Raw genomic sequence first — 16,721 nt, 5'->3', positions numbered from 1 at the left:
CTTGACAAATGATGTTGCCGATGCAGCAAATGGAGCCATGGCCACCGAAGGGCAGGACCGGGAGCTCGCGGGCGGGTTGCACGCGTTCAAGCAGATCCTGCCGGCCACCGGGGGTCCGCCGCCGGAGCCCGAGTTCGGTGTCCACGAGGGCTACGAGTGGCTGTACGTACTGTCCGGGCGCCTGCGGCTGCTGCTGGGCGAGCACGACCTCGTCCTCGGTCCCGCCGAGGCCGCCGAGTTCGACACCCGCACCCCGCACGCGTTCCTCAACGCGGGTCCGCAGCCCGCCGAGTTCCTGAGCCTCTTCGGTCCGCAGGGCGAGCGGATGCCCGTCCGGGCCAGGCCCACCACCCCGACGGAAGGACGCCCATGAGCACCGCCGACGAGCACCCCGCACGCCCCGGGCCGGCCGAGCACGCCGAGCCCCCCGCGGGCCCCCCGGGCCCCGGGCAGCCGCGCCCCGAGCGTGCCGCCCCGCGGCCCAACGCCGTCGTCGGCGTCGGGCTGGTCGTGATCGCCGCGGACGGCCGGGTGCTGCTAGGCCAGGCGCACGACGGACGCTGGGAGCTGCCGGGCGGCAAGGTCGACCCCGGAGAGGGCTTCGAGCAGGCGGCCGCCCGGGAGCTCGCCGAGGAGACGGACCTGCGCGTGGCCCCCGAGGGGGTGCGCCTGCTCGCGGTCCGGATCGACGACGCGGCCGGCACGACCCGGCTGACGGCCGCCGCCGTGACCACGACGGCCCGGGGCGTCCCGGCCGTCACCGAGCCCGACAAGATCGTCCGTTGGCGGTGGTTCGCCCCCGCCGCGATCCCCACCGCCCTCTACGCCCCCTCGGCGGCCGTCCTGCGCACCTGGCGGCCGGAGCTGACGGCGCTGCCGCTCGTACCCGCGTACGACTACCCGCTCCGGGCGCAGACCCCGGGTCAGGCCTGAACCCGGGCCCGGAAAGCCCGAACCCGGAACCCTGAACCCCGAACTCTGAGCCCCGGCCCCCGCTACCCCCGCAGCGCCGCCCTCGGCGCGAAGTTCCCGTCCCCCAGGTCCTCCGCCAGCAGCCGCTTCGCGATCGCGTCCGCCGCCACCCGCAGCTCCGCGCTCCGCGGCCGGCCCCGGTCCTTCTCCAACCGGTCGCCGAGCCAGCCGGCCCACGCCGCGGAGATGACGTCGGCCTCACGCCGGCCGGCCGGCGTGAGCGTGAAGAAGGATCCCTCGCGGCTGAGGAAGCCCTCCTCCGTCATCCGGTCGAAGACCGGGAGCAGCACCTCCGGCGGCAGCGACCGGCGTCCCGCCATCAGGCCGAGACTGGCGTACCCGACCGTCCGGGTCATCAGGTCGACCTGCATGACCGCCCACGCGCCCGCCATGTCGAGCCGGGTGTCGGAGGCGTGGACGATCCCGCGCGCCGTGTCCGGCCCCATGGTCCGTACGAGCTTGCCGACCGCCAGCTCCAGCAGCTTCGCGGAGTCCCCGGAGGCCGTGGCCGGCGATCCGAAGCCGTCGCCCATGTCGGTGGATCCGGCCCGCGCGCTGTCGCGCAGGTGCACCTGCTTGAGGAAGAGGGCCACGACGAATCCGATCGCCGCCACCGGCACCGTCCACAGGAACACCGTCTGCAGGGCCTCCGTGTACGCGCCGATGACCGGGGCGGCGGCCGCCGGGTCCAGGCCGTGCACGCCCTCCGGGCTCTGCGCGGCGGCGCCGAGCGGCGCGGGGTCGGCCCCGGTGGCGCGGGCCGCCTCCGCGACGGCCTTCTCCAGCGCGGGTTCCAGGGTGTTGGCGTAGATCGTGCCGAACACCGCGGTCCCGAAGGCGCTGCCGAGGGTGCGGAAGAAGGTGACGCCCGAGGTGGCGGTGCCGAGGTCGGCGTAGTCGACGGTGTTCTGCACGGCGATCGTGAGGACCTGCATCGACAGGCCGATCCCGACGCCGAGGACGAACATGTACGTCGATTCCAGCCAGACGCCGGTCTGCGGGCCCATCAGGGACAACAGGTAGAGGCCGGCGCCCATGACGAGGCTGCCCACGATCGGGAAGATCCGGTACCGGCCGGTCTTGCTCACGACGTTACCGCTGAAGACGGACGCGATCAGCAGGCCGATGACCAGCGGCAGGGTCCGTACGCCGGAGACGGTGGCCGAGTCGCCGTCCACGTACTGGAGGTATGTGGGGAGGAAGATCATCGCGCCCAGCATCGCGAAGCCGACGATGAAGCTGAGCACCGAGCAGACCGAGAAGACGGGGTTGCGGAACAGCCGCATGGGCAGCATCGGTTCGGCCGCGCGGGTCTCGACCAGGCAGAACAGCGCGAGGGCGAGGGCGCCGCCCGCGAACAGCCCGATGATGACGGGCGAGCTCCAGGCGTACTCGTTGCCGCCCCAACTGGTGGCCAGGATCAGGGCGCTGGAGCCGATCGCGACGAGCGCGATGCCCAGGTAGTCGATCACCGGCCGTCCGGCCGCGCGCACGGACGGGATGGTCTTGGCGGCCGCCACCACGACGAGGATCGCGATGGGGACGTTGACGTAGAAGCACCAGCGCCAGCTGAGGTGGTCGGTGAAGAGCCCGCCGAGGAGCGGTCCGATCACGGTCGCGACGCCGAAGACGGCGCCGATCGCGCCCTGGTACTTGCCGCGTTCGCGCAGCGGGACCACGTCGGCGATCAGCGCCATGGAGGTGACCATCAGCCCGCCGGCGCCGATGCCCTGCAGGCCCCGCCACAGGATGAGCAGGGTCATGTTGCCGGCGAGTCCGCACAGGAAGGAGCCGGTGATGAAGATGACCGCGGAGACCTGGAAGATCAGTTTCCGGCCGAAGAGGTCGCCGAACTTGCCGACCAGCACCGTCGCGACGGTCTCCGCGAGGAGGTAGGCGGTCACCACCCACGACATGTGGGCCGCGCCGCCGAGGTCCGCCACGATCGTGGGCAGGGCGGTGCCGACGATCGTCTGGTCGAGGGCCGCCAGCAGCACGCCGAGCATGATCGTGCCGAAGATGACGTTGCGCCGCCGCCGGTCCGGCACGGGTGGCGCCGCGGCTGCGGCGGGGGCAGTGGTCACTCTCGCACTCTCACAGCGGCCCCGGCGCCCCGCATGCGGCAAGCCGCCGTACGGGTGAGGTCCCGCGGTGCCCGGTGCCGCGCCCCCGCGGCGGGCCTCAGCGCAGGTAGGCCAGGCCCGGGTGGACGGCGGCGTACCCGTCCACGAGCCGCCGGGCCACCCCGACGGAGTCCACGAGGGGGTGCAGGGCGAAGGCCTTCACGGCGGCCGCCCGCGAACCGCTCGCCGCGGCCGCGAGGACCTCCCGCTCGACGGCCTTGACCGCGGTCACCAGGCCGACCCCGTGGAGCGGCAGCGGGGTGACGCCGACCGGGTGGGCGCCGTTCGCGTCGACCAGGCAGGGGACCTCGATGACGGCCTCGGCGTCCAGGACGCAGAGCGTGGAGCCGTTGCGGACGTTGAGGATGAGCGTGGCGCGCTCGTCGCGGGCGATGGCGCGCATGAGGGCGAGGGCGACCTTCTCGTAGCCGCCGGACTCCAGGTCGCCCTCGTCGCGCTCGCCGACGCCGGCCGCCTCGCGGTTCTCGGCCATGTACGTGGCCTCGCGCTCGGCCCTGGTGCGGTCCCAGGCGGCGAGCGCCGCTCCTGCGGGCTGCCCGGTCCGGCCGGCCTCGGCGTAGAAGCCGTGCTGCTGGTCGCGCAGGAAGGCGCCGCGGGTCTGCTTGGCCTCCTGGTAGGCCCGTACGGTGTCGCGGTTGAAGTAGTAGTAGTGCAGGTACTCGTTGGGGACGGCGCCGAGGGAGCGCAGCCATTCGGCGCCGAAGAGCCGGCCCTCCTCGAAGGACTCCAGTGCCCCGGTGTCGGCCAGCAGCCGCGGCAGTTCGTCGCGGCCGGCGACCCGCAGCCCGCGCACCCAGCCGAGGTGGTTGAGGCCGACGTAGTCGATCCAGGCCTCCTGCGGGTCGGCGCCGAGCAGCCGGGCGAGCCGGCGGCCGAGGCCCACGGGCGAGTCGCAGATGCCGATGACCCGCTCGCCGAGCTCCTCGGCCATGGCCTCGGTGACCAGCCCCGCCGGGTTCGTGAAGTTGATGACCCACGCCTCGGGGGCGGTGCGGGCGATCCTGCGCGCGATCTCCCGGGCCACCGGCACGGTCCGCAGGCCGTACGCGATGCCGCCCGCGCCCACCGTCTCCTGGCCCAGCACTCCCTCGGCCAGGGCGATCCGCTCGTCCGCGGCGCGCCCCTCCAGGCCGCCGACGCGGATGGCCGAGAAGACGAAGTCGGCGCCGCGCAGCGCCTCGTCGAGGTCGCGGGTGGCGGTGACGGCCGGGGCGTCCGGTACTCCGGCGGCCGCGGCCTGGTCGGCGAGGACGCGGGACATGGCGGCGAGCCGCCCGGGGTCGTCGTCGTAGAGCGTCACGCGGGTGACCCGGCCCTCCGCGTGGTCGCCGAGCAGGGCGCCGTAGACGAGCGGTACCCGGAACCCGCCTCCTCCGAGGATCGTCAGCCGCACGTCCGAACCGCCCTTCACCCGTGGCCGAACCGTGCGCCGGCCGTGGAGCGGCCGGTGCCACGATCCGTGGCATCCCCGCCGCGCGGACGCGCCGCGGGGACACCAGTCTGCCCGGGCCGGCTACTGCCCGAGCGACGGCACGGCGCGCAGGCGCGCGCCCTGCTGCTGCGCGGGCCCGCTCGCCCGGACCGGGCCGGCCGGCGCGCCCTGCGGGGCGGACAGGATCAGCGTGATCCGGGTCAGCCCCATCGCGTCGAGCATCCGGCTTGTTTCGGCCACCATCCGGCAGCGGACGAGACCCCGGCGGGGATCGGGGTGGCGCACGGTGCGCACCGCCCCGTCCGGTTCGGCGGCGTCCGCCCCGTGCGTGCTCAGCCAGTGCGGCACGCCGTACCGGTAGGCGGCCTCCATGAACGGGTCACGGCCCACTTCCTGGCGGATGCTGCGCAGCCCCTCGTCGTCCGGCGTCGCGGCCAGCGCGGTCGCGAACCGGGCCAGCAGCGGCACGCACCAAGCCGGTTCGTGGTCCTCCAGCACCCCGGCGGCGTCCGGGTGGAACAGCACGAAGCGCAGGAAGTTGTCGTCCGGCAGGGCCGTCGGGTGCGGCCGTACGGTCTGGAACAGCCGGTCGAAGGCCGAGTTGGTGAGCGCGACGTCCCAGCGGTGGTCCACCAGGAAGCTGGGGTAGGGCACGGACTCCATGAGTGCGGCGTAGTCGCACAGGTAGTCGCGCTGCGCCGGATCCTCGGGCAGCCGGTTCTCCTCCGCGGCGCGCCACGTGGGCGGCGGGTCGCGGTCGACCATGACGCGGAAGAGCCAGAAGCACTGCCGCTCGCTCATCTCCAACGCCTCGGCCAGGGCCAGCAGTTTGCGGTCCGTCCACTCCTTGACCAGCCCGCGCTCCCAGTTCCCGTACGCACGAACGCTGATGCGCAGCCGCGCGGCGAGGTCCTCCTGGCTCAGGCCCAGTTCCTCGCGACGCTGGCGCAATATCTCCTTGCGTCGCTCCGACCGCACGGCGCCGCGTGCGGGCTCCTCGCCCGCCAGGCGCTCCTCACCGGCTCGGGCGAGGCCATCGGACGGGCCCACCGCTGCGAGACGTAGCACCGAGAGCTCCCCCTCCTCACGGTCTGGATCTTCATTTCCGTGTGGCGATCCTGCTACCGACTTCATTCGAGTGTCAACTATCGTGGCAATTCCAGCCTCGCGACAGCTCATTCCCGCCACAGCTGTGGCACGTTCTAGCCCTTCGGGGCGAGAACGGATAGATTCCAGAAGCCGACCATGTGCCCGAACCGACTTCGCGCGATCTAGGAGAACCACTGGTGACAGACGGCTTCCCGGCTCCCGTCGCGGTGGCCCACGCACCCCTGGCCGCCACCGTCACACGCGTTGCCGAACTCGCGGGCAAAATGGGCCGCGACGCGAACCAGGTATTCGACCTGCGCCGACTCTCCGAAGCGTCCGGCGTACCCGCCGACGTGGTCCGGATCCTGCTCGACGGCAGGCCCGCCGGCGAACCCGACCTGCAGACCCGCTTCCTCCAACGCCTCGACCTCCTGAGGCGCACCCGGGTCAAACCCAACGGCCGCCGCTACACGCAGCAGGAGATCGCCGACGGCGCCGGCATGTCCCGGCAGCAGGCCGGCGCCCTGATCAACGGCGACCGCCGCCCCACGATGGAGCACTGCGACGCGATCCAGCGCTTCTTCGGGGTGCACGCCGGATTCCTCACGGCGCACGACGCGGACGCCCTCACCGACGCCCTCCAGCGCACCGAACAGCAGCTGCTCCAGGACTTCGCGGGGCGCGCGCGGGAAACATCACCCGCCTCGGCCGCTTCGGCAGGCGATCCGCTGGCAAGACTCCTCCAGAACCACGGCGTGCGGGGCATCGCCTGGCGCGCCGCCCAACTGCCCAGCGACAAGCACCGGGACAAGGTGACCGAATGGCTGGACATGCTCCTCGAAAGCGTCAAACCGAATGAATCGTGACCCAGTCGAAAGTCTGGGTCTGATCCTTGAGTCCTGATCCGGATCCGCGCCGACGGGGAGAACGGTGAGCATAGGCAGAGAGCAGCGGCGGCTGTGCGGGGAACTGGTGGCCGGCATCCGGCTCACGGCCCCCGTGGAACCCGTGGACCTCTACGCCGCCCTCTGCGAGGGCATGAGCAAACACCGCGGCCGCCGGGTGGACTTCCGGATGGCCTCGTTCCCGCCGGGGACGGCCAGCGGCCTGTGGCTCGACATGGCGGACCGCGATCTCGTGGTCATCGAGGAACGCACCGCGCCCGACCACCAGCTGGTCATCCTGGGCCACGAGTTGTGGCACATGAAGGCCGGCCATTGCAGCCACCACGTCGACGGCGCCGCCGTCGCCGCCCGGCTGCTGTCCGACGAGGCCGACATCGGCGAAACCGTTCGCCGCGTCGCGGCGCGCACGCGCGCCGATGTCCAGGAGGAGACCGAGGCGGAAACCTTCGGCCTGCTGTTGGGCAGCAGGTGCCGGACCTGGCTGGCCGGTTCGGCCAGCCATCGGGCCCCGGCACAGCGTGACCAGTTGGCGGGCCGCATCGAGGCCTCGCTCGGATACCGGGGGCACAGGAACGACCGTTGAACGGCCAGGACTACTACATACCGGCATTCGCGATGGCGATCGCACTCGCCTTCAAACTGCCCGCCCTGCGGCACAACTGGCGCGATCCGCTGCTGCGTTCGGTCTGCGCCCTGCTGACCCTCGCCGGCGCGGTCTTCACCTTCGCCGCCCCGCCGACCATCGAGGCGGTCAACCGTTGGACCGGGATCACCAACGTCTCGGCCCCTCTCGTGTACTGCCTGATCACCGCCTTCAGCGCCTCCTGCCTGGTCCTGGTCGTCAACTGGCGCGGCGGGCCGCCCGAGCGCACCCGGCGGGTCTCGCGGCGCTGGATCATCGGCTACAGCACCGTCGTCGTGGCCCTGATCGTGCTGTTCGCCCTCGGGGACGCCCCGGTCGAGCGGCTTCGGGACTTCGACACGTACTACGCCAACACCCCGTACATGCGGCAGATGATCGGGCTGTACCTGCTGGCGCACCACGTCGCCGCGGTCGTGATGGTGGCCATGTGCTGGCGCTGGTCGCTCCAGGTGCGCGGCTGGCTGCGGGTCGGTCTGATGATCATCGTGTCCGGCTACATCTTCAACCTCACCTACGACGCCACGAAGATGTCCGCGGTCGTCGCCCGCTGGCTCGGCCACAACCTCGACGACCTGAGCACCTACGTCGCCCCGCCGCTCGCCGCCATCGGCGCGCTGATCAGCGCGCTGGGCTTCGTCGTCCCGCTCGTCTGCCAGCGGATGTCGGACAACTGGCAGACCTGGACGACGTACCGCGAGCTCGGCGCGCTCTGGCACGAGGTGCAGATCTCCGCACCCGACGGCACCCCCTCCGTCCAGATGTCCTGGTGGGCCGCGGCCGAACTGCGGGTCATCCAGCGCGAGTCGGACATCCACGACGGCTTCCTGAACCTGGGACCGTACTTCGACCGGGACCTGCGCGACGGCGCCTACGAGAGCGCCGCCGCGGAGGGCGCCGACGAGGAGACCGCCCGCGCGGTCGCCGACGCCGCCATGGTCACCGCGGCCGTCCGGGCCCGGTCCGCCGACCCCGAGGGCAACGTGGTCACCGGGGCCGGCGAGGAGACGCTGCTCGACACCTCCGACGGGCCGCGCGACCTGCTCCGGATCTCCCACGCCCTGCGGCACTCGCCGGTGGTCCAGGCGGTGCGGCAGCGGACGGCGCAGCCGGCCGCCGGACTCGGCTGACGGCAGCGGCCGGACCGGCGGGGCGCAGCGGGCGCTCCGGCGGGCGGCGGGCGGCGGGCGGCGGTTCAGCCCGTGCCGGTTCAGCGGGCGGCGGCCACCGCCAGGGTCGGGAACAGCTCCTGGAAGGGCCCGGCGGAGTCGACCCCGTCCCGGCCGTAGGGGGCGTCGAAGCTCCACACCATGAACAGCAGGAACACGATCAGGGCGCTGAACAGCCCGGCCAGCAGCAGTTCCCGCCCCGAGCGGCGGATCTGCAGGGTGAAGATCAGCCCCACCGTGACCACACCGCCGACCAGCAGTCCGAACCACACCACGCCCGGGAGCGTGGACTCGTCGCTCTGCGCCCGCGAGTGCCGGGCGTCGTCGGCGGCCGCGATGTGGTCCAGCAGCGGCTGGTAGGCCTGTGCCTGGAGCTCGGTGGCCGGGCTCTGGTGGGTCACGTCGCTGCGCAGCTTGCCGAGCAGTCGGGCGCCCTCCGCGGAGGCGCCCTCGCCCGACGCCAGCAGCGGCCAGTCCACCGCGACGGTGTGGGAGACGTACGCGCCCACCTCGCCGCGGATCCGGTCGCGTACCGGCGCCGGGTACACGTCGGCGCGCTGGGTCACCTCGTACAGCGACTGGGCCTCGCGGCGGACGCTGTCCTCGGCGGCGCCGCGCGCCTCCCAGACGCCCGCGATGGCGAGGCCGAGCACGATCGCGTAGACCACGCCCACCATCATCGTCATGTACTCGATGACGTCGGGGGTTTCGCTGGTGTCCTCGTCATCGGCGGCCCGGCGGTGCCGGATCGTGGTGATGGTGAGGACGACGGCGCAGACGAGCGCCATGGCGATGGCCAGGACCAGCCATTCGGACACGTGGATTCTCCCGGTGTGGATCGGTGGTTCAGTGGACCGGTGGTTCAGTACACCGGTGGTTCAGTGGGCCGGCGGATCGGCGGATCGGCGGATCGGCGGACGGGGCGGCGGCGCGCCGGGCGCGGCGGATCAGCCGCGGCCCTTGGACCGCGGCCGCAGGGCGGCGGCCGCGAGGACCGCCGGGGTCGTCACGACGACCATGAGCATCAGGGGGGAGAGGCCGCCCGGGCCGCGCCGCTCCAGGGCCACGGAGCGGTACGGGCGCACGTGGAAGGCGCTCACCCGTGCGACGGCGCCCGCCCGGAGCGGAGCGGGTGCCGCCGCCCGGACCGGCACGGAGGCGGGCGCGGCGCCCGGTGCGGGTTCCGGCGGCTTCGGATCCGCGGCCGCAGCCTCCGCGTACGGCTCCGGTGGGCTCTGCGCGCCCGGCGGGTCCGGTGGCACCGGCGGCGCCGCGGGGAGGGCGGCCTCCCCCGGGTGGTGCACGGTCGGCCGACCGGTGCCGGGCACGGCGGCCCGTACCGGGGGCGGGGCGGCGGGCCGCGTCCCGGACGGCCGCACGGTGGGCCGGCCGGTCTGGGCGGGCCGCTCGGGGCGTTCCGGATGGCCGGCCGGCACGCACAGGTCGACGCGGGCGCCACGGCCGTGGCCGTCGCCCGCGACCGCCACGTGGCCGTGCAGCGGGCAGAGGGCCGCCACCAGGCCGGCCCCGGCGAGGTACTGCCAAGCGGTCACCGCGTCCTCCCGATTCCGCAGCAGATGCAGGGGTTACGGCTGAAGAAACGATCACGGCCCCGGTTCGACACGCGGCAGACAGGTCAAGATCCCGTCTCCGAGGCCCGGATGCGCCGCCTGGCGGACAGCGGACCGCGCCACAGGGGGCTCGGGAAGGCCCGCAACCGGGGTCCGGACGGTCCCGCGGCGTCCCGGCGGGAAACCCGCCGGGGGGACCCGCCCGCGCCCGTCGGCGCAGTGGTGGTCGAGGTCGCCGCGCAGCTCGACGTGCACGGTGTCGTCCGTGTCGACGTACGTCAGGCGGAGCGGGCTCGGGGGCGGGCTCGGGGGCGGGCTCGTCGTTCGGGGATCCCTGCACGGCGGCCCGGCCGGCACGGCCCCCTGCCGGGACGTGCCCCGCCGGACGGCTCCCGGTGCGCGGTGTAGGAAGATGTCGGGGTGATCGGAGACGAACCGGTGGTCACCACGACCACGTACGAAGGCACGACCGTCGTCCGCCTGCGGGGCGACATCGACCAGGACAGCGCACCCCTCCTCGTCCAGGTCCTCACCGAGGCCGCGGCCAGCGGGGCCCCGCGCACGCTGGTCGACCTGTCCCGCACGCGCTTCGCAGACTCCTCTGTCCTTCACGCCCTGCTCGACGCCCACAGGGCCCACACCGCGAAGGGAACGGCGCTCGTCCTGGCCGGCCCGCTGCAGGTGGCGGTCCGCCGGCTGTTCGACGTCACCGGAACCGGAGCCGCGTTCCACATCGCGGACACCCCGGAGGACGCGATGACATGGTGACCCGCTTCCCTTCCGAACCGAGGTCCGGCGGCATGGACCTCATGACCGGGGGCAGGCGATGACGGTATGAACCCGCCCACAGCAGCCGACGACACCCGCGGATCCATCCGCGGCGGGGACCACCCGTCCGTGGCCGCCCCGGTGACGGCTGCCCCGCCGGCGACGGCAGCGGCCCCGGTCACGGCTGCCGCGGCCCGCGCGACGGTGGGTGAACTGCTGCACCGCGCGGGCATCGCCCTGGACAGCATCATGGCCGCGGACGCCCTGCTGGTCACGTCGGAGCTCGTCACCAACGCCATCCGCCACGGCGGCGGCATCACCGCCTTCCACACCGAGATCGCGGACGACGCCCTCCACCTGTCCGTCAGCGACGCGAACCCCCGCGCCCCCGCCTCCCGCACCGGCAGCCTCGACCATCCGGGCGGCTACGGGTGGCCCCTGGTCCAGCGGCTCACCGAACGCATCGACATCAGCAGCCACCCCGGCGGCAAGACCATCGGCACCACGCTGCGCCTGACCTGACCTGACCTGCACGCCCGCCCCGTCCGGACCCGGCCGGGGGTGGCGGTCGCCCCGCTTCCCGGGCACTAGCATCAGCCACCTCTGACGGCTGATTTGGAAGGCTCACGCGATGGCCGATGACGCATACCTGTTCCTCCTTCCCGACCGGCATCCGCGACTGGGGGCGGCCTTCGCCTCCGTCGGCACCCTGGAATGCGCCGAGTCGCCGGCGGTCCAGGGCTGGCTCCAGGCGCACGGGGTCGCCGCTTCCTCCGAGCAGGTCCGGATCCTTCCCGCCGGAGCGGAGGCGTTCGTCCCCGGCGACGCCGAGCGCCTGCCGCTGCCCCTGAGCGAGGAGGAGGCACTGCGGGTGGAGCAGGAGTGCGCGCCCCGGGCCGTCACGGACGTGGAGACGGAACTCCTGCAGTTCCGGGACACGACCCAGGACTGGGAGGGCCTCGTCCACCGGGCCGTGACGGCGGGCATCCCCGCATCGAGGATCGTCCAGCTGACCGGCCTGGACCCGCAGGACGTCGGCCGCCTGACCATGTGACCGCCACCCGCCCGCGCGGCGGCGGGCCGCGCGGGCGGTGAGGCGCCTACGTACGGCTGTCGCTGCGCACGGGCGGATGCTCCGCGCCGGGCGCGGCGGAGTGGGCATGCCGGGCGGAGTCGCCGTGCGCGGCTGCTTCGGCGGACGCGCCGGCCGCGGTGCGCGCGAGGATGCGCAGGGCCGCTTCGGAGGGCGAGCCGGCCTCCGCCGTGTAGGTGATCAGGCTCTGGTCGGGGTCGTCCGGGAGGTTCAGGCTCTCGTAGGCGAGGGTGAACTCGCCGACCAGCGGGTGGCGCAGGTGGTAGCCGCCGTGGGTCGTCTCCCGGACCTCCTGCTCCTCCCACAGCCGGGTGAACTCCGGACTGCGCTCGCCCAGTTCCGCGATGAGCGCCGCGAACCGCGGGTCGTGCGGGTGCCGTCCGAGGTCGAAGCGGAGGTAGGCCACGAGGTCGCGCGCCTTGCGCTCCCAGTTCACGAACCGGCCGCGCACCTCGGGGTCCAGGAAGAGCAGCCAGGCCTTGTTGCGGCGCTCGGGCGGCAGCGCGCCGAAGTCCTTGACGAGGGTGGCGAAGAGCGGGTTCCAGGCCAGGATGTCGGTGCGGCGGCCGACGACGAAGGCGGGGGTCTCGGGCATCGACTCCAGGAGTCTGCGCAGACCGGGCCGGACCTCCTGCGGCTCCTCCGCCGTCCCCGCGACCGCCTCCGTGCCGTCCCTGCGTCCCGCCGTGCGGACCAGGCGGGTCAGGTGCGCGGTCTCCGCCGCGTCCAGGCGCAGCGCGGAGGCGACGGCGCCCAGCACGGTGTCCGAGATGTTGCCGGCGCGCCCCTGTTCGAAGCGCGTGTAGTAGTCCACGCTCACGCCGGCCAGCTGGGCGAGCTCCTCCCGGCGCAGCCCCGGCACCCGGCGGCGGCCCCCGAAGGAGCGCAGACCCGCGTCCTCGGGGCGGATCCGCCCGCGACGGGACCGCAGGAAGTCGCCGAGTTCTGCCTTGGGGCCTGTCTGGTTCATGCCTTCAATCCTAGGGTCGGACCCCGGTCACGGGCGATCAGAGGCGATCACGGGCGGCAGCGGCCGGGCGGACGCGGCCGGAGGGGACGCGGCCGGAGGGGCGGCCGTAGCGACAGCCGAGGGGCGGCCACCCCCGCTCGCGGAGCCACCCTCGGGTTATGCCCCTTTCATACCGGTTCACTCGCCCGGCGCAGCCCGTCACGCCGCACCTCCCCTGCCCGCCCCATGATCGGAGGGAGCACCCGGCGGAGACCCCATCGACCAGGGCCGCGACCGGGACCGGCGGCCGGAGGGACGGTGGCGGATGGAACCGGACGGTCGCGACGGCCTGGCGGGCCGGGCCGACGCGCTGATGGACGGGCTGCGGGCCGATCTGGAGCGGCTGGCGGAGATCCCGTCCGTCGCCTTCCCCGGCTACCCGCCCGAGCCCGTCCTGGAGGCGCACGACCTGATCGTCTCCCTGCTGCGCGACGCGGGCGTCCCCACGATCGAGCGGATCGACCTGCCCGACACCGCACCGGTGATCTACGGCGAGATCCCGCCGCCGGACCCGGACGCCCCCACCGTCCTGCTCTACGGGCACTACGACGTCCAGCCCGCCGGCAACCCGGCCCTGTGGCTCTCTCCGCCCTTCGAGCCGACCCCCGTCCCCGGCGGCCTGCGCGCCCGCGGCATCGCCGACGACAAGTCGAACGTGATCGCCCAGCTGGGCATGCTCCGGCTCTACGGGGGCCGCCCGCCGGTCGGCATCAAGATCGTGATCGAGGGGCAGGAGGAGTACGGCAGCCCCTTCGACGACTACCCGCCCACCGACCCCGGCCGCTTCGCCTGCGACGCCATGGTCATCGCCGACCTCGGCAACCTGCGGCCCGGCACCCCCACCCTGACCACCGGCCTGCGCGGAGCCTGCGAGGTCACCGTCGAGGTGCGCACCCTGACCGAACCGCGGCACTGCGGCGAGTTCGGCGGCGCCGCCCCCGACGCGCTGCTGGTCCTCCTGCGCGCCCTGGCCTCGCTGCACGACGCCGACGGCGACGTGGCCGTACCCGGCCTGCGGCGCGAGCCGTGGGACGGGACGACGTACACCGAGGCGGAGTTCCGCGCGCTGGCCTCCGTACGGGACCACGTGCCGCTCCTCGGGACCGGTTCGCTCGGCGAGCGGCTGTGGAGCGGTCCGGCCGTCACCGTCATCGGCCTGGACGCGCCGGGCGTGGACCGCGCCGCCTGGGCGGTGGTCCCGTACGCCCGGGCCAAGCTGAACCTCCGCTTCCACCCGCGGCAGGACCCGCGCGAGGCGCGGTCGGCGCTGGTGGACCACCTACGCCGGCAGCGGCCGTTCGGCATCCCGCTCACGGTCACCCCGGGCGACACCGGCCGCGGCTTCGAGGCCCGTAGGGGCGGGGCGGCCTACCGCGCCGCGCTCGTCGCGCTCGAGGAGGCCTGGGGCACGGCGGCCTCGTACGTCGCCACGGGGGGCTCCATCCCGCTGGTGCACGGCCTGGCGCGGGCGGCTCCGGACGCCGAGGTGCTGCTGTTCGGGGCCCAGGACAGCATGTGCAACCTGCACGCCCCCAACGAGCGGGTGCTGCTGTCCGAGCTGCGCAACACGGTGGTGGCGCTGGCCGCCTTCGTCCGGGAGTACGCGGCGGAGTACCGCGCCGCGGGCCACGGCTCCGCGGGAGGGGCCCGGTGACCACGTGACCATCGGCGGCGTCGCCCGGGCCAAGGTCGGCTACGACAAGTACCTGCGGTTCGTCTGGCCGCTGCCGGCGATCCTGTTCGTGCTGATCTGCGGGTTCCCGGTGGCGGGCGCCACCCTCTGAGGCCGGGCCCGCCGCCGGGCCGGCAGCCGTGCCCGGGTACGCCGGAGGGGCGCCGCTCCGGGAACTCCCGGCGCGGCGCCCCTCACGGGCTCACGGGGTGGGGCCTCAGGCGTCCGGGGAGCCGCCGAAGCGCTCCCGGTACGACTCCAGGTCCTCTTCGGTGATCTTCGCGAAGAGCACCGGCGGTACGGTGAACGGCGTCCCGGCCGGGACCGCGTCCAGGGACCGGGCCTGCTCCGGGGTCACCCACGCCGCGGTGTCGTCGGCGAGCGCGAACGCCGAGCGCATGGCGCGCGCCGAGGCCGGGATGAACGGCTCGGAGACCACCGAGTAGAGGTGGATGAGGTTCATCGCGGTGCGCAGGGTCAGCGCCGCGCCCTCCGGGTCGGTCTTGATCTCCAGCCAGGGGGCCTTCTCCTCCAGGTAGGAGTTTCCGGCCGACCACAGGGCGCGCAGCGCGGCTGCGGCCTTGCGGTACTGGAGCGTCTCCATGTGGCCCTCGTACTCGGCCAGCAGCTCGGCGATCTGGCCGCCCAGCTTCGTCTCGGCCTCGCCGGCCGCGTTGCCCGCGGGGACGTCGTCGCCGAAGCGCTTGCGGGAGAAGGACAGGACGCGGTTGACGAAGTTGCCGAGGGTGTCGGCGAGGTCCTTGTTGACCGTGGCGGTGAAGTGCTCCCACGTGAAGGACGAGTCGTCGGACTCGGGGGCGTTGGCGATGAGGAAGTAGCGCCAGTAGTCGGCCGGGAGGATCTCCAGCGCGTGGTCGGTGAAGACGCCGCGCTTCTGCGAGGTGGAGAACTTGCCGCCGTAGTACGTCAGCCAGTTGAAGGCCTTGACGTAGTCGACCTTCTTCCAGGGCTCGCGGGTGCCCAGCTCGGTGGCCGGGAACATCACGGTGTGGAAGGGGACGTTGTCCTTGGCCATGAACTGGGTGTAGCGGACGTCCTCGGCCTCGTACCACCAGGACTTCCAGTCGCGGTTCGCCGGGTCGGCGTCCGCCCACTCCTTGGTGGAGGCGATGTACTCGATCGGGGCGTCGAACCAGACGTAGAAGACCTTGCCGTCCGCGGCCAGTTCGGGCCACGTGTCGGCCGGGACCGGGACGCCCCAGTCCAGGTCGCGGGTGATGGCGCGGTCGTGCAGGCCCTCGGTCAGCCACTTGCGGGCGATGGAGGACGCCAGCTGCGGCCACTCCTCCTCGTGCTCCGCCACCCAGGCCTCGACCTCGACCTGGAGCTTGGACTGGAGGAGGAAGAGGTGCGTGGTCTCGCGGACTTCCAGCTCGGTGGAGCCGGAGATCGCCGAACGGGGCGCGATCAGGTCCGTGGGGTCCAGGACGCGGGTGCAGTTCTCGCACTGGTCGCCGCGGGCCTTGTCGTAGCCGCAGTGCGGGCAGGTGCCCTCGACGTAGCGGTCCGGCAGGAAGCGGCCGTCGGCGGGCGAGTACACCTGCCGGATCGCGCGCTCCTCGATGAAGCCGTTCGCCTGGAGCTGCCGCGCGAAGTGCTGGGTGATCTCGGCGTTCTGCTGCGAGGAGCTGCGGCCGAAGTAGTCGAAGGACAGCTCGAAGCCGTCGTAGACCGCCTTCTGGGCGTCGTGTGCCTGCGCGCAGAACTCGGCGACGGAGACGCCGGCTTCCTTCGCGGCGAGCTCGGCGGGGGTGCCGTGCTCGTCGGTGGCGCAGATGTACAGGACGTCGTGGCCGCGCTGGCGGAGGTACCGGGAGTACACGTCCGCCGGAAGCATCGACCCGACCATGTTGCCCAGGTGCTTGATCCCGTTGATGTACGGAAGCGCGCTGGTGATCAGGTGTCGAGCCATCCTCGGATGCTCCATTTCCTCTGTGCGGTACGACGTGACGTCACGGACTGTGAAGGCGGTTCATCGTATCGAACCGCCGAAAGGCCACGCGCCGCATTTGTTCGGGGTGGGCGTAACGCAAAAGCGAGGGCAGTGACCTCTCCGTCACGGCCCTCGCGATCGCGCCCATGCTACAGCCGCGGGGCGGCGCCCCCGACCGTCGCGGAGCCCGGTCCCGGCCTCCCCGAAGCTAGATGAATGAGTCCAAGGGGTGTCGTTGCGGTCAGTGATCGTAGGCGGTCAGTGACCGTTTGATGGGTTGATCGGTTTTGTCGTTGTGCCAGA

At 73.2% G+C, this 16,721-nt stretch carries 16 protein-coding genes and 1 pseudogene; 10 read left to right on the top strand and 7 right to left on the bottom strand.

Annotated features, from left to right (window positions below):
* Positions 1-70: 70 nt before the first annotated feature.
* Positions 71-373: pseudogene (locus ACFWTC_RS18615) on the top strand (cupin domain-containing protein); the annotation flags it as partial.
* Positions 370-933 carry an NUDIX hydrolase gene (locus tag ACFWTC_RS18610; RefSeq protein WP_383918828.1) on the top strand — a complete coding sequence of 188 codons (564 nt, stop codon included), beginning with the start codon at positions 370-372 and terminating at the stop codon, positions 931-933. The pseudogene ACFWTC_RS18615 and the gene ACFWTC_RS18610, both read left to right, overlap by 4 nt.
* A gap of 62 nt (positions 934-995) precedes the next feature.
* On the opposite strand, the gene ACFWTC_RS18605 is transcribed toward ACFWTC_RS18610, so the two are convergent.
* The 3 genes from ACFWTC_RS18605 to ACFWTC_RS18595 all read right to left on the bottom strand — a co-directional run bounded on the left by ACFWTC_RS18605 (position 996) and on the right by ACFWTC_RS18595 (position 5,616).
* Complete coding sequence (locus ACFWTC_RS18605; protein WP_383918905.1) at positions 996-2,978, bottom strand: MDR family MFS transporter; 1,983 nt, start codon at positions 2,976-2,978, stop codon at positions 996-998.
* Between the two features lie 175 nt (positions 2,979-3,153).
* Positions 3,154-4,509, bottom strand: coding sequence for a 6-phospho-beta-glucosidase (locus ACFWTC_RS18600; protein ID WP_383918831.1), 1,356 nt, complete (start codon positions 4,507-4,509; stop codon positions 3,154-3,156).
* A 120-nt stretch (positions 4,510-4,629) separates the two neighbouring features.
* Entirely contained in the window at positions 4,630-5,616 is a 987-nt protein-coding gene (locus tag ACFWTC_RS18595; protein ID WP_383918833.1) for a helix-turn-helix domain-containing protein, read from the bottom strand.
* A gap of 218 nt (positions 5,617-5,834) precedes the next feature.
* On the opposite strand from ACFWTC_RS18595, the gene ACFWTC_RS18590 reads away from it, so the two are divergent.
* The 3 genes from ACFWTC_RS18590 to ACFWTC_RS18580 all read left to right on the top strand — a co-directional run bounded on the left by ACFWTC_RS18590 (position 5,835) and on the right by ACFWTC_RS18580 (position 8,312).
* On the top strand, positions 5,835-6,503 hold the full coding sequence (locus ACFWTC_RS18590; RefSeq protein ID WP_383918836.1) for a helix-turn-helix domain-containing protein: 669 nt from the start codon (positions 5,835-5,837) through the stop codon (positions 6,501-6,503).
* Positions 6,504-6,567: 64 nt separating this feature from the next.
* Entirely contained in the window at positions 6,568-7,125 is a 558-nt protein-coding gene (locus ACFWTC_RS18585; RefSeq protein ID WP_383918839.1) for a toxin-antitoxin system, toxin component, read from the top strand.
* Positions 7,122-8,312 (top strand): MAB_1171c family putative transporter, encoded by a 1,191-nt coding sequence (locus tag ACFWTC_RS18580; RefSeq protein ID WP_384029826.1) that lies wholly within the window; start codon positions 7,122-7,124, stop codon positions 8,310-8,312. Before ACFWTC_RS18585 ends, ACFWTC_RS18580 begins: the two co-directional genes overlap by 4 nt.
* A gap of 80 nt (positions 8,313-8,392) precedes the next feature.
* Here ACFWTC_RS18580 and ACFWTC_RS18575 read toward each other — a convergent pair whose 3' ends face one another.
* Both ACFWTC_RS18575 and ACFWTC_RS18570 read right to left on the bottom strand, forming a co-directional pair.
* Positions 8,393-9,169 carry a hypothetical protein gene (locus ACFWTC_RS18575; RefSeq protein ID WP_383918845.1) on the bottom strand — a complete coding sequence of 259 codons (777 nt, stop codon included), beginning with the start codon at positions 9,167-9,169 and terminating at the stop codon, positions 8,393-8,395.
* Positions 9,170-9,298: 129 nt separating this feature from the next.
* Positions 9,299-9,904: a hypothetical protein gene (locus ACFWTC_RS18570; protein WP_383918848.1), complete on the bottom strand. Its 606-nt coding sequence runs from the start codon at positions 9,902-9,904 to the stop codon at positions 9,299-9,301.
* A 438-nt stretch (positions 9,905-10,342) separates the two neighbouring features.
* On the opposite strand from ACFWTC_RS18570, the gene ACFWTC_RS18565 reads away from it, so the two are divergent.
* The 3 genes from ACFWTC_RS18565 to ACFWTC_RS18555 all read left to right on the top strand — a co-directional run bounded on the left by ACFWTC_RS18565 (position 10,343) and on the right by ACFWTC_RS18555 (position 11,744).
* A complete protein-coding gene (locus tag ACFWTC_RS18565; protein ID WP_384029828.1) occupies positions 10,343-10,690 on the top strand; it encodes an STAS domain-containing protein in 348 nt (115 codons plus the stop codon).
* Between the two features lie 66 nt (positions 10,691-10,756).
* Positions 10,757-11,212, top strand: a complete 456-nt coding sequence (locus ACFWTC_RS18560; protein WP_384029830.1) for an ATP-binding protein — start codon at positions 10,757-10,759, stop codon at positions 11,210-11,212.
* A gap of 109 nt (positions 11,213-11,321) precedes the next feature.
* On the top strand, positions 11,322-11,744 hold the full coding sequence (locus ACFWTC_RS18555; protein WP_383918857.1) for a DUF6003 family protein: 423 nt from the start codon (positions 11,322-11,324) through the stop codon (positions 11,742-11,744).
* A 46-nt stretch (positions 11,745-11,790) separates the two neighbouring features.
* Here ACFWTC_RS18555 and ACFWTC_RS18550 read toward each other — a convergent pair whose 3' ends face one another.
* Positions 11,791-12,753, bottom strand: coding sequence for a helix-turn-helix transcriptional regulator (locus ACFWTC_RS18550; RefSeq protein WP_383918860.1), 963 nt, complete (start codon positions 12,751-12,753; stop codon positions 11,791-11,793).
* A 304-nt stretch (positions 12,754-13,057) separates the two neighbouring features.
* On the opposite strand from ACFWTC_RS18550, the gene ACFWTC_RS18545 reads away from it, so the two are divergent.
* Both ACFWTC_RS18545 and ACFWTC_RS18540 read left to right on the top strand, forming a co-directional pair.
* Positions 13,058-14,446: a M20/M25/M40 family metallo-hydrolase gene (locus ACFWTC_RS18545; RefSeq protein ID WP_383918863.1), complete on the top strand. Its 1,389-nt coding sequence runs from the start codon at positions 13,058-13,060 to the stop codon at positions 14,444-14,446.
* 4 nt (positions 14,447-14,450) lie between these two features.
* Entirely contained in the window at positions 14,451-14,576 is a 126-nt protein-coding gene (locus ACFWTC_RS18540; RefSeq protein WP_383918865.1) for a hypothetical protein, read from the top strand.
* Positions 14,577-14,681: 105 nt separating this feature from the next.
* On the opposite strand, the gene metG is transcribed toward ACFWTC_RS18540, so the two are convergent.
* Positions 14,682-16,397, bottom strand: coding sequence for a methionine--tRNA ligase (gene metG / locus ACFWTC_RS18535; RefSeq protein WP_383918867.1), 1,716 nt, complete (start codon positions 16,395-16,397; stop codon positions 14,682-14,684).
* Positions 16,398-16,721: the final 324 nt, after the last annotated feature.

Source organism: Streptomyces sp. NPDC058619 (assembly GCF_042717785.1).
Lineage (GTDB): Bacteria > Actinomycetota > Actinomycetes > Streptomycetales > Streptomycetaceae > Streptomyces.
This window is presented reverse-complemented; position numbering and strand designations above follow the sequence as displayed.

What these genes read in the sequence shown, in the direction of transcription:
- ACFWTC_RS18610 (WP_383918828.1), top strand. Translation starts at nt 370, where the DNA reads ATGAGCACCGCCGACGAGCACCCCGCACGCCCCGGGCCGGCCGAGCAC.
- ACFWTC_RS18605 (WP_383918905.1), bottom strand. Translation starts at nt 2,978, where the DNA reads ATGCTCGGCGTGCTGCTGGCGGCCCTCGACCAGACGATCGTCGGCACC.
- ACFWTC_RS18560 (WP_384029830.1), top strand. Translation starts at nt 10,757, where the DNA reads ATGAACCCGCCCACAGCAGCCGACGACACCCGCGGATCCATCCGCGGC.
- ACFWTC_RS18555 (WP_383918857.1), top strand. Translation starts at nt 11,322, where the DNA reads ATGGCCGATGACGCATACCTGTTCCTCCTTCCCGACCGGCATCCGCGA.
- ACFWTC_RS18550 (WP_383918860.1), bottom strand. Translation starts at nt 12,753, where the DNA reads ATGAACCAGACAGGCCCCAAGGCAGAACTCGGCGACTTCCTGCGGTCC.
- ACFWTC_RS18545 (WP_383918863.1), top strand. Translation starts at nt 13,058, where the DNA reads ATGGAACCGGACGGTCGCGACGGCCTGGCGGGCCGGGCCGACGCGCTG.
- metG (WP_383918867.1), bottom strand. Translation starts at nt 16,397, where the DNA reads ATGGCTCGACACCTGATCACCAGCGCGCTTCCGTACATCAACGGGATC.